We start from the raw sequence: 14,063 nt of genomic DNA, 5'->3' as shown, positions 1-14,063 counted from the left end.
TGTTCTCCTGCTCAAAAAGTGAGCAGAAGCAGTTGAACACCTGGGTCAGTTTTCAGTCGGCAGAACAGCCTCTACTGGGTCAGTTTTCGGTCAGCGACAACACTGCAGCGCGAGCGAGAGAAACTGGAGGCCTTGTGAGGGGCCGAACAATAGAGTGACAGGTCGGTGTTTCATTCTATGGCTGTAGTATGGTTTTCAGTCGTAAGAGTATGCTTCATCCCGCTGATCGCCCCGGCCCATATTAAACGGGCCGGGGCGTGCCGGGGGGGGGGCAACGGGTCATGTAAGAAAATCGCTTTCAATTTCTTTACGCTCTGCGCGAATGTCTACCAGCCATTACGATTTCTATCATCTTGTGATTCAAGACGACGAAGCCGATCATTGTCTTTTGCCTGTTCTATCTGTCTCTGCTGCTCTCGATCCGCAAGACGATCAATCTCATTCTGGCGGGCCATTTCTCGATCGCGAGAATAATTAGTGTTATCCCATCTTCGCCCACGGTCGTCATGAGGGACACAACCGCCTAGCAATAATAAAGCAATGAACAGGCACAGTAGTACGCTTTTTGATTTCATCCCGAATACCTCAATGAAATATAGAAAATAGTCAATAAGTAATCAGCCGACTTTTAAAGACTGGGCCACTCCAGTGCCTACTTGAACGCGTCATCAGCGTGATGTGACGCCGGGTTTGTAAATAGGTGCGTAAGCGCGTTGCTGACTTTCGGCAAAAAAAGTGTGCATGTATTGTTCACTCAGTCAGCGTGAAGAGAGAGAGTTTGCCAGGTTTGTTGCACCATTGGTTATTCCGGTCTTCGCTGCCGTCAAAGACCCGAATGTGGAACTGATGTCGTAAACAGTTGGATACTGTTTCGTGACATAGGCTTCCAATAGCCTGGACGTCGATGCATCAAATATTTCTACTGCGTACGTGACTGAACCTGTAAAAGTGCCTTCTCGGTCACGCATGGACTGAACGAGGTTATAGGAGCCCATGCCTATGTCGAACCTTGAAAAGGTAGACAAGCCAGGCGTCGTCGTCTCTGCGCCTGTCAGCGTGATTCGGATTCTAAGTGTCTCGGCGGAGGGGGCTGAGGCAAGTTGGAATCGCTCGCTGAGTGCTTCGGAAAATTCGCCAGTCATTGTTTTGGCCAACGTCATCTTGTCACGAGCATCCATGCCCGAGAATTGCCCATCGGCACCCTTATAAATAGTGACTGGCTCAAGCATTACCTTATGATATTGCCGCCAGTCAACCGAGACCTGATAGCGGTAAGGGATACGATAAGCATCCTCCTGCTGATTCAAACGCAACTGACTGGACGAGCCAATTCCGGTATACGGGTGAGGCCCTTGGCTTGAGCAGCCTGCTAAAAATACGACAGGAATGCTTAACGCACACAGCATAACCATCTTTGAGCATCGTGGATTGTGCATGATCATCTCCAGTTGAACGGCTTCCCAGGCAACCACAAGGGAATGAATATTCATCAAGCATGAGCTTTGGTCAGCCGGTAACCTGCATCACCTTCTCTGCCTTGCGGCGGGGGGCCGTGATTGGCGCGCGGAATGGGGTGAAGAAATTTCCTTGAGGTATCAAAAGAGCACTCTCCTCGCAAAGCTCAAAAGCGTACGATCGGGTACAGTTTATGGGTGGAAATTTCAGGAGTCAATCTTAAGTGTACAATGCTGTATCGTTATGGAGGGGTGATGAAGGTTCGTACCGAGGCACGCAGGGTCGCTATCGTTGAAATCGCAGCAGAGGTGTTTCTCGATCTGGGTTACGAAGGTGCGACCATGCACGAGGTTTCAAAGCGTCTGGGGGGATCCAAGACTACGCTCTACGGTTATTTTCCAACCAAAGAGCAGTTGTTCACTGCGGTAGTGGAGATGTATGCGACCTCCCACTTGCATAACGCCGTCGCGTTCCTGTCAGTTCCAGCTAGCCTGACGCTTGAGCAACAGCTGATCGAGTTCGGACGCAAGATGATGGCAGTCCTGATGAGTGATTCGGTGGCCATCAAGGTTTATCGATTGGTGTTATCTGAGTCGGGACGCTCGGATGTGGGTGTGCTTTTTCATAATGCGGGTCCTGTCCAATGCATTGAGGCGCTTTCGGAGCTGATGGCTCGCGCAACGGCTGCAGGGGAGTTGAAAGCAGCGAATCCAAAGCTCAGAGCCAATCAGTTCCTGGCATTGCTGACAGCAGAGCCGGAAGGGCGCCTTTTCCAACGCAACCCTGTGCCCATGTCGATAGAGGAAATTGAGACCGTCGTGGACGATGCAGTCAGCATGTTTATGGGGGGCGCTTCTTCAGCGATTTAAATGCCAAAAACGATTGGTTTAGCCGAGAGGGTTTTCAGGCCTGTCGCGCGTGTTGCGCTGAATAGGCTGATCACTTTGCTCGGCTGTTGTCATCAGGTTGCACGCTTTGCCTGATGACAACAGCCACGTCTGAAAGTGTTTGGAGGCAGGGTATTAAAACGGAGCCCCAGGCAGCACTGACTTCATCGGCACAAACGCTGCCGTGCAATCGACCGGCGTACCATCGCCTGGGCTGCCGGACACCGTGACGTCATCCTTTATCGAAGGCACCAGCTTGTTGGCAAAACTCACCGGTCCTGGCCCCAAAATGAAGTGGGTCGCGGTAAGCCCGGTGAAGCTAGGCTGGGTGCCATCGAAAACAACGTTATCCAGCGTAATGGATATCGGCCGTTTTTGGCCGTTGTCGTTGTAGCCGACAAAAGTCATCTTGCCGCCGCCGAATCTCGGGCTGCCCAGGTAGTGGAAGCCTTTCACTGTGATACCGCTGAAGTCAGGGTACGAGGTTCCGCTGGCGCTGCCGTAGTTGGTGTCGAACACCATCGGGAATTTGACGTTGCGCATGCACACGTTTTCGTAGCTGACGCCGTCTACGATTCCGCCGTTTTTGGCTCCCGACTTTATTCTGAGACCAATGCCGTCCTGGCTGTCTGCGCCGTCCGCTGCCAGATCCACAACGCTGACGTTATGTACGCCGCCGTTGGTTTCACTGCCGATGGATAAGCCGTGCCCATAGTAGAAATGGTTGTGCGCAAACATCAGATCCCGACTCCCGGAGGTCCGGCTGGACTTTATCGCTACGTTGTCATCACCCGTGCTGATGTAGGAGTAGGCCAGCAGTACTTTGTTCGATTGGCCTGGGTCGAAGCCGTCGGTGTTCTTCACGGTTTCCGGGGTGAAGCAGGTGCCTGGGGTCTTCTGGTCGGGCGTCGAGCCGGTCGGGCAGTGGTAGCCTTCAACCGTGTAGACCCGGCTTGGAGTCAGAATCTTGATCCCCCAGACGGTCACGCCTGTTACGCCGTCAGTCACAATGTTGAAGTCCGGGGCGTTTTGCAGTGTCACTCCCTGGATGACGAAATCCGTTCCGCCGCTGACCTGGATGAGGCGCGGCTTTTGCTGGTAAACGTTGGACATAGTCTTCTGGTAAACAAGGTCCCACCAGCTGCGCTGGTTGGCGTTTGCCCCGGAGGTGAGCAGGCTGCCACCGCGACCGTCTATCACGCCTTTTCCGATCACGCCGCTGGCGCGAGTATTTTTTGCTGAAATCAGCGAGCTGCAGGCGTCCTGATTGGCGACTGTCGTCACGCCGCAGGTGCCTTTGCCGTTGTCGTAGTCTTTGGGGTTGCGTGACGCGAAGAGCGTAACGCCGTCGTCGATCCACAGCGTCACGCCGGATTTAAGCTGCAGGGCTCCGCTGAGGAATGCCGAGTTTTCGCCACTGCCTTTAACCAGTTGGACGGCTTGCCCGGCTGCGCAGCCATTGATTGCGCTTTGGATTCTTTCCTGGTCAGGTTTGGAGTCGAGCGCCGCACTGTCGACGCTGTCCAGCGAGCCATCCTTGGGGGTCAACGTGGCCGGTAGTTGCTTGCAGACCTGCGGGCTGGCGGGCTCGTTTATCGTGCCCCAGGGCGTTACCACCGCAGCCTCGCCAGCGGCCTGTACGGGCGCGGCGATCATCAGCGAAGCGGTCAGAGAGGTAATTGCCCAGGAGGTTTTTCGGAAAACGGAGTTGGAGAAGTGTGCGGCGCCTGACATCTATAATCCCTGTAAGTTGAATGGCCTTGTTGGAGCGGTAAGGATAGTTCATAGATGAGTCAAATAAAAATTTATTGCAAGTTGTTGCGTGCTGCTGTGTCGGTAGAAAGTGCGCTTGAAAATGGCTGTTCAAGAACGCTTCTCATCAGCATCGGGCAAGCCAGAAACTGCTGTTAAATCAGTTTTTTAGCGTTAGAATCGGCGCGCTGTCAGACGTACTATCGATAGTCGCTGAACATCTGCCATCTGCCATCTGCCTGATCGCGTGCGGTCGAGCTTCAGTGAGGCGATGTAGATGTAAGGCTGAACGGCCCATTGCAGATGAGGTTTCCGGCTTTTTTATGGCCTGTCTTTATCGGGTGTAAACTTGCCTTTCGCGCTCAAGCGCCTTCAGGTATCGCGAACATGACACAGATTTCCGAACGCTTTCTGGTGCAGGCGCACCTTGATGCCAAGCAGCCCAAGGCGCTGAGCCCCGAAGAGCAGGCGCACTACCGTGCCGAGATTGCTGCCGAGCTCAAGAAGCAGGACGCGGTCATGGTCGCTCATTACTATTGCGACCCGGTGATTCAGGCGCTCGCCGAAGAAACCGGCGGCTGTGTGGCCGACTCCCTGGAAATGGCGCGTTTCAGCAATAATCATCCGGCCAGCACCGTACTGGTCGCCGGTGTGCGTTTCATGGGCGAAACCGCCAAGATCCTCAACCCGGAAAAACGCGTGTTCATGCCGACGCTGGAAGCCACCTGCTCGCTTGATGTGGGTTGCCCGGTCGATGAGTTTTCCGCGTTTTGCGATCAGCATCCGGAACGTACCGTGGTGGTCTACGCCAACACCTCGGCGGCAGTAAAGGCCCGCGCCGACTGGGTGGTGACCTCAGGCTGTGCGCTGGAAATCGTCGAAAGCCTGATGGACAACGGCGAGAAGATAATCTGGGCGCCCGACAAACACCTCGGTCGCTACATTCAGCGCGAAACCGGCGCCGACATGCTGTTGTGGGACGGTGCCTGCATCGTCCACGAAGAGTTCAAATCCAAGCTGCTAGAAGACATGAAAGCCCTGTACCCCGAGGCCGCGATTCTGGTTCATCCAGAGTCGCCGGAAGCGGTGATAGAACTGGCTGACGTGGTCGGCTCCACCAGTCAGATGATTGCAGCCGCCCAGCGTCTGCCGAACAAGATGTTCATTGTGGCCACGGATCGAGGCATCTTCTACAAGATGCAGCAGCTGTGCCCGGACAAGGTCTTCATTGAGGCGCCTACGGCCGGTAACGGTGCGGCGTGCCGCAGTTGCGCACATTGCCCGTGGATGGCGATGAATACGCTTGAGCGCACCTTGCAGTGCCTGCGCGAGGGTAGCAACGAGATCTTCGTTGAGCCTGCGCTGATTCCCAATGCAGTGCGCCCGTTGCAACGCATGCTGGACTTCACGCAGGCCGCCCGTTTACGTCAGGCGGGCAATGCCTGACCGCTGCAGTGAGAAATGCAACGAAAAAGCCCGACTGACGTGTCGGGCTTTTTCATTCTGGTTACGCTAAGGCCGTTTTAACGGAGCTCGCTCCTGAACTATCAGTTCATCATGTCCTTGACCATGCGCTCCTGCTCGATCAAATCCTTTTGCCGGGCATCGATGCGCGAGGCTAGCTGGAAGTTGTTGGCGGCCCGGCGTTTGGCGAAGTCCAGTTGCTGGATGGCCTGACGGAAGTCGCCGACCAGCGCGAAGTACTCGGCGCGGGCCTGATGCAGGCCGACCGTGTTGCCGTTCAGGCCACGGGTTTCTGCCACCACGTACCAGATGTCCGGATCATCGGGACGGGTCTTGAGCAACGCTTCAAGGCTTTTTTCGGCTTCGGCGGTACGGTTCTGCTTGAGCAGCACATCAATGCGCACATCGTTGAGCGGGTAACTGGCCGGGTACAGCGTCAACATGCGATCGACCCGTTGCTGTGCATCGGCCAGCCGGTTGTTGGTGATATCCAGGTCGATCTGCGTCAGGTTGTAAGTGATGTCGTTCGGCGATTTTTCCAGCAGAGGCTTGAGGCTTTCCCGTGCTTCATTGAGCTGTCCACCCTTGATCTGCGCGATGGCCAGACCGTAGCGCGCGAGTTCGGATTTCGGATTTTCAACCAATTGGGCACGGAAGCGCTTGGCAGCAATGCCGGGCGTTTCTTCGTAGATAAGCGCCACCCGCGCGCGCATCAATTGGTACAGCACGCTGTCTTCCTTGCCGCCCGGTTTGGCCTGCTCGGCGCGGTTGCGCGTGTCGGCGATCCGCGATTCGCTGACCGGGTGGGTCAGCAGAAACTCCGGAGGCCTGGCGTCGAATCGATACTGGCGCATGAGACGCTCGAACATGGTCGGCATATTGCGCGGGTCATAACCGGCTTTTTCCAGGTTGAGAATGCCGATGCGGTCGGCTTCCTGCTCGTTCTGACGCGAGAACCGGCGCTGCTCCTGAATCGCAGCGGCCTGTGAGCCGGCAATGGTTGCGATACCGGCATCACCGGCACCAGCGGCCGCCATGACAATGCCCGCCAGCATCGCCGCCATTACTGGCACCTGCATGCGCTGCTGGGCTTCTATGCCTCTGGCGAAGTGGCGCTGGGACAAGTGAGCCAGTTCGTGAGCCAGAACCGATGCGTATTCGCCCTCGGTCTGGGCGTTGAGAAACAGGCCGCCGTTGACGCCGATGATCCCGCCAGGTGCGGCGAAGGCGTTGAGCTGCGGGCTGTTGATGAGGATAAATTCAAGTCGCCGGTCCTGAACCTGGCTGGTTTCGGCCAGACGATAGACCGATGTCTCGACGTAGTCCTTGAGTTGCGGGTCCGACAGTTGCCCGACCTGACCACGCAGTAAACCCAGCCATGCACGGCCCAGGCGGTGTTCCTGCTCCGGGGAAACAATCGATGAGCTGGAGTCGCCCAGTGACGGAAGATCGTCGGCGATGCCGTGTGTGGCGAACAGGCAGGCGAGGGTGAGCAGTGTAGGACGCAAAAAATTCATGCACGAAGCTCTGGTCAGAAGAACCTGTACTGTAGCTGGCCCAATGGCGTGCTGACCAGAGTGAGGTATTCTTGCCGCCATGTCCGCCTTGCCTTTTCGGACCTGCTTTGTAATTCGATGTGTCCGCCTGGAGAGAAACGATGTCTGACGCTGTAGTGCGCCCCGAGGCCTGTGACGCCGAACTGGATGCCAGCGGGCTCAACTGCCCGTTGCCCCTGCTGAAGGCCAAGATGGAACTCAATCGTCTGGCCAGCGGTGCGGTGCTGAAGGTGATCTCGACCGATGCCGGGTCGCAACGGGATTTTCGAACCTTTGCCAGGCTCGCTGGCCATGAACTGTTGCATGAAGAAGCCGAGGCCGGCATTTACCGTTATTGGCTTCGCAAGGCCTGATCTATCGCCGTTTTTTCCGAAAAGGATGTTTGATGTTCAATGTGCTTCGCAATTGGGTGCAACGCTACTTCTCTGACGAGGAGGCGGTGGTACTGGTGGTCTTGCTGTTTGTGGCGTTTACCCTCGTCCTGACGCTGGGCGGGATGCTCGCTCCGGTGCTGGCCGGGCTGGTTCTGGCTTTTTTGATGCACGGGCTGGTCGGTCTTCTGGAGCGTCTGCGAATGCCTGAGGTGGCCGCGGTCGGCGTGGTGTTCACGTTGTTCATCGGCGCGCTGCTGGTGTTTCTTCTGGTGCTGGTGCCGTTGCTCTGGCATCAGTTGATCACGCTGTTCAACGAGGCGCCGGGCATGCTTGCCAAATGGCAGTCGGTGCTGCTGTTGCTGCCCGAGCGCTACCCGCATCTGGTTTCCGACGAGCAGGTATTGCTGGCAATCGAAGTCGCCCGTGGCGAGGTCGGCAAGATCGGCCAGTTGGCACTGACGTTCTCGATCTCCAGCCTGCCGTTGTTGGTCAACCTGATGATCTATCTGGTGCTGGTGCCGATTCTGGTGTTCTTCTTCCTCAAGGATCGCCACCTGATCGGTCGCTGGGCGCGTGGCTATCTGCCTCGCGAACGCGCGTTGCTCAATCGGGTGGCGGACGAGATGAAGCGCCAGATCGCCAATTACATTCGCGGCAAGGTCATCGAGATCTTCATCTGCGGCGGCGTGACCTACATCGCCTTCGTGGCGCTCGGGCTCAATTACGCCGCGCTGCTGGCCATGCTGGTGGGCATCTCGGTGGTGGTGCCTTATGTTGGCGCGGTGGTGGTCACGGTGCCGGTGGCGCTGATCGGTCTGTTCCAGTGGGGCTGGAGTGATCAATTCATCTACCTGATGATTGCTCACGGTGTCATTCAGGCGCTGGATGGCAACGTTCTGGTGCCGCTGCTGTTTTCCGAAGCCGTCAATCTGCACCCGGTCGCGATTATCTGCGCCGTGTTACTGTTCGGCGGGCTGTGGGGCTTCTGGGGGATCTTCTTCGCGACAAGGCCGTGCTGGATGCCTGGCCGCGCAATGAGCCCACCGTAGCGCCGCTGCTTTAGCGCGTTGCTGCGAATAGCAGGGCGCAATCGCTGCGGCACCTTGCGTGCCGCAGCCGGTATCGGTCATCAGCCTTTGTTAAGGGCTTCGGCCTTGGCGAGCACATCAGCGACATGGCCGGGCACTTTCACGCCGCGCCATTCCTCACGCAACACGCCTTCCTTGTCGATCAGGAACGTGCTGCGATCAACGCCCAGGTATTCCTTGCCATACAGCTTTTTCAGCTTGATGACATCGAACAGCTGGCAAAGCGCTTCTTCCTTGTCCGAAATCAGCTCGAACGGAAATGACTGCTTGGCCTTGAAGTTCTCGTGGGTTTTCAGGCTGTCGCGGGAAACGCCCAGCACCAGAGTGTTGGCTGCCTGGAACTGAGCGATGTGATCGCGAAAATCCTGACCCTGCGTGGTGCAGCCGGGCGTATTGTCCTTGGGGTAGAAATAAATCACGACCTGCTGACCCTTGAGCGCAGACAGCTCTACCGTCTGCCCATTGGTAGCAGGTGCCTGAAAATCGGGAACCGGTTGATCTACTGTAACGGCCATGAGGATTCCTTACATGGGGGCTTGTGGGCGCCACGGTTCGATCAGCGCATCAAGATTCAGCGCGTCGGCAAAATCGAGGAACTGATCACGCAGCCAACTGATTTGCGTACCGGCGGGCAGCGTTACCGTGAACGTTGCGTTGAGCATGGTGCCGCCGGTCTGCGGGGCCTGATAGGTATCGCAGATCAGGTTTTCCAGCTCGACGTTGTGGTCGATAAAGAACTGGCACAGTTCGTTGATGATGTCCGGGCGGTAGGCCGAACTGACGTAAGCCACGTAGGGCAGGGCCTCGGGGCGGCTTTCCAGGGTGGCACTGCGCACCACGCTGGTGGTGAAGGCGTGCTTCTTGGAGAGGCTCGACAGGCCGGTTTCAAGGCGCGCCAGCGCGTCCCAGCTACCCGACACCTGCAGAATCAGCGCACTGCACTCACCATGACGGGTCAGGCGAGAAGTGACGACCGAGCAGCGGTTTTCATGGCTGGCGCGGCACAGGACGTTGGTCAGCTCCATGGGGTTGGCGCCAAGGGCACTGATGACAAGGAATTGTTCGCGAACTGTGGGGGTGGACGACATGCAGCATTCCTAGACGATGAGCGGTCGGTACTTTTTCGGACTTGCGGGGCTGTTTCGCCAATCGGCGGCGCGAGATATCTGCCCGGGTCCCGGAGCGTCTGGCTTGCATGGACGTGCCATGACTGGGCTGGAGTGCACTGGGGCGGGGCTTCTGGCGACAAAATCGACCGATTGAGCGAGGTGCGCAGGTGACCAGTACCGATCAAAGCACGAAGGGTAGCGAAAACCATCGCTCAGGGGAATGCTCAGAGCGCGGTACTTCGCTTGTACAAGGTTGATAGCGCCAGTACCATTACCGCTCTCTTTTTCCGGCAGGAGCGGTTGCATGATTGCGGGCAGTATGGTGGCACTGGTCACACCAATGGATGCACAAGGTCGTCTGGACTGGGACAGCCTGAGCAAACTGGTTGACTTCCACTTGCAAGAGGGCACCAACGCCATTGTTGCCGTCGGCACCACCGGTGAATCGGCGACGCTGGATGTGAGCGAACACATCGAGGTCATCCGCCGTGTGGTTGCTCAGGTTGCAGGACGTATTCCGGTCATCGCCGGTACAGGCGCCAATTCGACGCGCGAGGCCGTCGAGCTGACCACCAACGCCAAGACCGCTGGCGCTGATGCGTGCCTGTTGGTAACGCCTTATTACAACAAGCCGACGCAGGAAGGCCTGTTCCAGCATTTCAGCCACATCGCCAATGCCGTAGACATCCCACAGATCCTCTACAACGTGCCGGGCCGTACGGCCTGCGACATGCTGCCAGAGACTGTTGCGCGTCTGTCCAGGGTAAAGAACATCATTGGCATCAAGGAAGCCACCGGCAACCTGCAGCGCGCCAAGGATATTCTGGCCAGCGTCAGCAGCGATTTTCTGTTGTACTCCGGTGACGACGCCACGGCTGTCGAACTGATGCTACTGGGCGGCAAGGGCAATATCTCCGTTACGGCCAACGTTGCACCACGCGCCATGAGCGACTTGTGTGCAGCGGCCATGCGTGGCGATGCCGAGACTGCACGAGCGATTCACCAAACGCTCATGCCGCTCAACAACACGTTGTTCATCGAATCCAACCCTATCCCCGTGAAATGGGCCTTGCATGAGATGGGTTTGATGCCAGACGGTATCCGTCTGCCGCTTACCTGGCTCAGCGAAGCCTGTCACGAACCGCTGCGTCAGGCCATGCGCCAGTCCGGCGTCCTGGTTTAATTGAGGAAGTATCACGCAATGAAGCGATTGGCCGGACTTTCCGCACTTGCTCTTATTATCTCCAGCACCAGCGGTTGCGGTTGGCTCTGGGGTGAAGATGGCTACTTCCGTGATCGCGGTAGCGATTACCTCCAGGCAACCCAGACCCCGCCCATGCAGGTGCCTGCCGATGTTTCCGGCGTCAAGCGCCTGGATCCGTTGTTGCCGATCCCGCGTAACGTGGCTGACAGCACCCAGAAGGACGGCGAATACACCGTTCCTCGCCCTCTGCCGCTGGCCTCGACGTCCGAGTCGAGCGATTTCAGCTTGCAGAAGAGCGGTGATTCGCACTGGATTCTGGCTCAGCGCCAGCCAGCCGAAGTCTGGCCGGTGGCCCACCAGTATTTTGAAGACAATGGTTTTCGCATCGCTGAAGAGCGTCCGCAGACAGGCGAATTCAGCTCCTCGTGGCAGCGTCTTGATGAGCTTTCCGCTTCGGTGGCCAAGCGTCTGAGCGCGGCTGGCGTCGCGGCTGACGCAGAAACCCGCGTACGGGTTCGCATCGAGCCGGGCGTGCAGCGCAACACCAGTGAAGTCTACGTGGTCAGCGTCCAGCGTCCTGCCGGCAGCACGGCCGATGTGGCCTTCCCGACCCGCACCACCAACCTGGGCCTCGATGCGGCACTGACCGATGACCTGCTGGCCAGCATGGGCCGCAACGCCGAGAAGGGCGGTTCGATTTCCCTGCTGGCAGCACGTGACTACGATACCCCGAGCCGTGTTGCCTTGAGCGAAGACGGCAGCGGCAACCCGGTATTGAACCTGGGTGCCGATCTGGACCGTGCGTGGTCGAGCGTCGGCCGCGCGCTGGATCAGGGCGACTGGCGTGTCGAGGACATCAACCGTAGCGTGGGCCTGTACTACATCAACCTGGCCGAAAAAGCCAAAACGCCTGAGAACGAGCCTGGTTTCTTCGGTCGCATGTTCGGCAGCAAATCGAGCAAGGAAGAGATCGATGCCCGCGCCGAGCGTTATCAGGTGCGCCTGAGCAAGGTCGGTGACAACGTTCAGGTGACCGTCGAGAAGAACATCAACACTGTTGCACCTGCGGATATCGCTCGTCGGGTGTTGAGCGTTATTCAAGACAACCTGGGTTAAGTGCGCTTCGCAGTTCTTGGCAGCGGCAGCCGTGGCAACGGCACGCTGGTCGCAAGCAACGATACGTACGTACTGGTCGATTGCGGTTTCTCCCTGCGGGAAACCGAGCGGCGCCTGGCTCGTCTGGGTGTTGCGCCAAGCCAGCTGAGCGCCATTCTGGTGACTCACGAACATGCCGATCACGTGCATGGCGTGGGTTTGCTGTCGCGGCGCTACAATGTGCCGGTCTACCTCAGTGGCGGCACCTTGCGCGGAATGCGCAAGCCAGTGGAAGTTGCTGGTTTGCTGGCTGGCGGGGAGAGCTTGCAGATCGGCGCTCTGGAAATCGACGTGGTGTCTGTTGCGCATGATGCACTTGAACCGACGCAGTTCGTCTTCAGTGACGTCACGCGCCGCTTCGGCCTGCTGACCGACCTCGGCTCTTACTGTTCCAACGTATTACAGCGTTATCAAGGCCTGGATGCCTTGATGATCGAGGCCAATCACTGCCGCGACATGCTTGCCCGAGGCCAGTACCCGGTCTTTCTCAAGCAGCGCGTGGGTTGTGAAACCGGTCATTTGAACAACCATCAGGCCGCCAGCCTGGTGAGCGAACTGGGATGGCAGGACCTTCAGCACTTGGTGCTGGCGCATCTCAGCAGCAAGAACAACCTGCCGCACCTGGCCCGGCAATGTTTTGTCGACACCCTTGGGTGCGACCCGGACTGGCTGCAACTGGCCGATCAAGATTCAGGGCTCGACTGGCGACATATCGCCTAGCCCAACTACTTAGCAAGCGGAGCCCATCATGGAAAAACGTGAAGAACTCTACCGCGGCAAAGCCAAATCGGTTTACAAGACCGACGATGCTGACCGCTTGATCCTGCTGTTCCGTAACGACACCTCGGCGTTCGACGGCAAGCGCATCGAACAACTGGACCGCAAAGGCACGGTAAACAACAAGTTCAACGCCTTCATCATGCAAAAGCTCGAAGAAGCGGGTATCCCGACCCAATTCGACAAGCTGCTGGGCGACAACGAATGCCTGGTCAAAAAACTGGACATGATCCCGGTCGAATGCGTCGTGCGTAACTACGCCGCTGGCAGTCTGGTCAAGCGTCTGGGCATCGAAGAGGGTACCAAACTCAATCCGTACACCTTCGAACTGTTCCTCAAGGACGACGCCAAAGGCGACCCGTTCATCAACGAATCCCACGTTGTTGCTTTCGGCTGGGGCACTGCCGAGCAACTGGTTCGTATGAAAGAGTTGTCGATCAAGGTCAACGAAGTCCTGACCAAGCTGTTTGACGACGCTGGTCTGCTGCTGGTCGACTTCAAACTCGAGTTCGGCGTATTCCACGGTGAAATCGTCCTCGGCGACGAATTCAGCCCCGACGGCTGCCGCCTCTGGGACAAGGACACCCGCAAGAAAATGGACAAGGACCGCTTCCGCCAGGGTCTGGGCGACGTTATCGAGGCTTACGAAGAAGTCGCAAACCGTCTGGGCGTACCGCTGTAACCCGAAAAACCACGCAAGCGCTTGATAGCACAAAAAAAATCAGCGGAAGGGCTTCGCCTTCCGCGCCGATGCTGTTATTATTCGCGCCGTTGGAGAGATGCCAGAGTGGCCGAATGGGACGGATTCGAAATCCGTTGTACCTTCACCGGTACCTAGGGTTCGAATCCCTATCTCTCCGCCATTATAGAAAATCCTTTGTAAATCAATGAGTTACGAAGGTGAAAAACAGCGATTTGTAGCAGCGGTTTGTAGCAATTTATTGCCTTACTGCAGCGAAAAAATTGCTGTTTTTTTTCGTCTGCTTTTTTTGTCTACCGAGCATACCCCCGTCAAGTTTGCATAACCCACTTTGTGGCGGTGCATGGTGCCAAAACGGCGAGGTTCGCCTCGCTCTCCACGCGAGCGACTGTGGGATAGGCTGCGCATTCCACGCCATCCGGCCAGGCAGTCGGAGCGCAGCGACGCAGGTTCGCATTGTTAGTCTGAAGTCCTTGTCGTCGTCAATTTCGTTGCGCGCCTGCGCATCGATTCACCCTTCAACTCTATCCGATAAGCGTTAT

Annotated in this window: 12 protein-coding genes, 1 tRNA gene and 2 pseudogenes; 9 read left to right on the top strand and 6 right to left on the bottom strand. The window is 57.2% G+C overall.

Annotated elements, in window-relative coordinates; translation table 11 throughout:
* Nucleotides 1–758 precede the first annotated feature (758 nt).
* On the bottom strand, nucleotides 759–1,412 hold the full coding sequence (locus DW49_RS0120985) for a DUF3313 domain-containing protein (RefSeq protein ID WP_169338190.1): 654 nt from the start codon (nucleotides 1,410–1,412) through the stop codon (nucleotides 759–761).
* 297 nt (nucleotides 1,413–1,709) lie between these two features.
* Here DW49_RS0120985 and DW49_RS0120980 point away from each other — a divergent pair, with 297 nt between their 5' ends.
* A complete protein-coding gene (locus DW49_RS0120980; protein WP_005619894.1) occupies nucleotides 1,710–2,324 on the top strand; it encodes a TetR/AcrR family transcriptional regulator in 615 nt (204 codons plus the stop codon).
* Nucleotides 2,325–2,477: 153 nt separating this feature from the next.
* On the opposite strand, the gene DW49_RS0120975 is transcribed toward DW49_RS0120980, so the two are convergent.
* A complete protein-coding gene (locus DW49_RS0120975; protein WP_005619893.1) occupies nucleotides 2,478–4,076 on the bottom strand; it encodes a glycoside hydrolase family 28 protein in 1,599 nt (532 codons plus the stop codon).
* 405 nt (nucleotides 4,077–4,481) lie between these two features.
* Between DW49_RS0120975 and nadA the strand changes: the two genes are divergently transcribed.
* Nucleotides 4,482–5,540 carry a quinolinate synthase NadA gene (nadA, locus tag DW49_RS0120970; RefSeq protein ID WP_005619891.1) on the top strand — a complete coding sequence of 353 codons (1,059 nt, stop codon included), beginning with the start codon at nucleotides 4,482–4,484 and terminating at the stop codon, nucleotides 5,538–5,540.
* Between the two features lie 101 nt (nucleotides 5,541–5,641).
* Here the strand turns inward: nadA and DW49_RS0120965 are convergent, their stop codons facing one another.
* Nucleotides 5,642–7,075 carry a M48 family metalloprotease gene (locus DW49_RS0120965; RefSeq protein ID WP_005619889.1) on the bottom strand — a complete coding sequence of 478 codons (1,434 nt, stop codon included), beginning with the start codon at nucleotides 7,073–7,075 and terminating at the stop codon, nucleotides 5,642–5,644.
* Nucleotides 7,076–7,215: 140 nt separating this feature from the next.
* Between DW49_RS0120965 and DW49_RS0120960 the strand changes: the two genes are divergently transcribed.
* Complete coding sequence (locus DW49_RS0120960; RefSeq protein WP_003379019.1) at nucleotides 7,216–7,467, top strand: sulfurtransferase TusA family protein; 252 nt, start codon at nucleotides 7,216–7,218, stop codon at nucleotides 7,465–7,467.
* 32 nt (nucleotides 7,468–7,499) lie between these two features.
* A pseudogene (locus DW49_RS01000000128680) lies at nucleotides 7,500–8,551 on the top strand (AI-2E family transporter).
* 66 nt (nucleotides 8,552–8,617) lie between these two features.
* Here DW49_RS01000000128680 and DW49_RS0120950 read toward each other — a convergent pair.
* On the bottom strand, nucleotides 8,618–9,091 hold the full coding sequence (locus tag DW49_RS0120950) for a peroxiredoxin (protein ID WP_005619886.1): 474 nt from the start codon (nucleotides 9,089–9,091) through the stop codon (nucleotides 8,618–8,620).
* A 9-nt stretch (nucleotides 9,092–9,100) separates the two neighbouring features.
* The gene (locus DW49_RS0120945; RefSeq protein WP_003379024.1) at nucleotides 9,101–9,664 is read right to left on the bottom strand and encodes a glycine cleavage system transcriptional repressor; all 564 of its coding nucleotides are present in this window, start codon (nucleotides 9,662–9,664) and stop codon (nucleotides 9,101–9,103) included.
* A gap of 325 nt (nucleotides 9,665–9,989) precedes the next feature.
* Between DW49_RS0120945 and dapA the strand changes: the two genes are divergently transcribed.
* The 5 genes from dapA to DW49_RS0120920 all read left to right on the top strand — a co-directional run bounded on the left by dapA (nucleotide 9,990) and on the right by DW49_RS0120920 (nucleotide 13,684).
* A complete protein-coding gene (dapA, locus tag DW49_RS0120940; protein WP_003379025.1) occupies nucleotides 9,990–10,868 on the top strand; it encodes a 4-hydroxy-tetrahydrodipicolinate synthase in 879 nt (292 codons plus the stop codon).
* A gap of 18 nt (nucleotides 10,869–10,886) precedes the next feature.
* Nucleotides 10,887–12,005 (top strand): outer membrane protein assembly factor BamC, encoded by a 1,119-nt coding sequence (gene bamC, locus DW49_RS0120935; RefSeq protein ID WP_005619885.1) that lies wholly within the window; start codon nucleotides 10,887–10,889, stop codon nucleotides 12,003–12,005.
* The gene (locus DW49_RS0120930; protein ID WP_005619883.1) at nucleotides 12,006–12,764 is read left to right on the top strand and encodes an MBL fold metallo-hydrolase; all 759 of its coding nucleotides are present in this window, start codon (nucleotides 12,006–12,008) and stop codon (nucleotides 12,762–12,764) included.
* A 28-nt stretch (nucleotides 12,765–12,792) separates the two neighbouring features.
* The gene (purC, locus tag DW49_RS0120925; protein ID WP_003379028.1) at nucleotides 12,793–13,503 is read left to right on the top strand and encodes a phosphoribosylaminoimidazolesuccinocarboxamide synthase; all 711 of its coding nucleotides are present in this window, start codon (nucleotides 12,793–12,795) and stop codon (nucleotides 13,501–13,503) included.
* Between the two features lie 91 nt (nucleotides 13,504–13,594).
* Nucleotides 13,595–13,684, top strand: a tRNA-Ser gene (locus DW49_RS0120920).
* A 296-nt stretch (nucleotides 13,685–13,980) separates the two neighbouring features.
* On the opposite strand, the pseudogene DW49_RS1000000133400 reads toward DW49_RS0120920, so the two are convergent.
* A pseudogene (locus DW49_RS1000000133400) lies at nucleotides 13,981–14,063 on the bottom strand (AAA family ATPase); the annotation flags it as partial.

The sequence above is a fragment of the Pseudomonas avellanae BPIC 631 genome (assembly GCF_000444135.1).
Taxonomy (GTDB): Bacteria; Pseudomonadota; Gammaproteobacteria; order Pseudomonadales; family Pseudomonadaceae; genus Aquipseudomonas; species Aquipseudomonas avellanae.
This window is presented reverse-complemented; position numbering and strand designations above follow the sequence as displayed.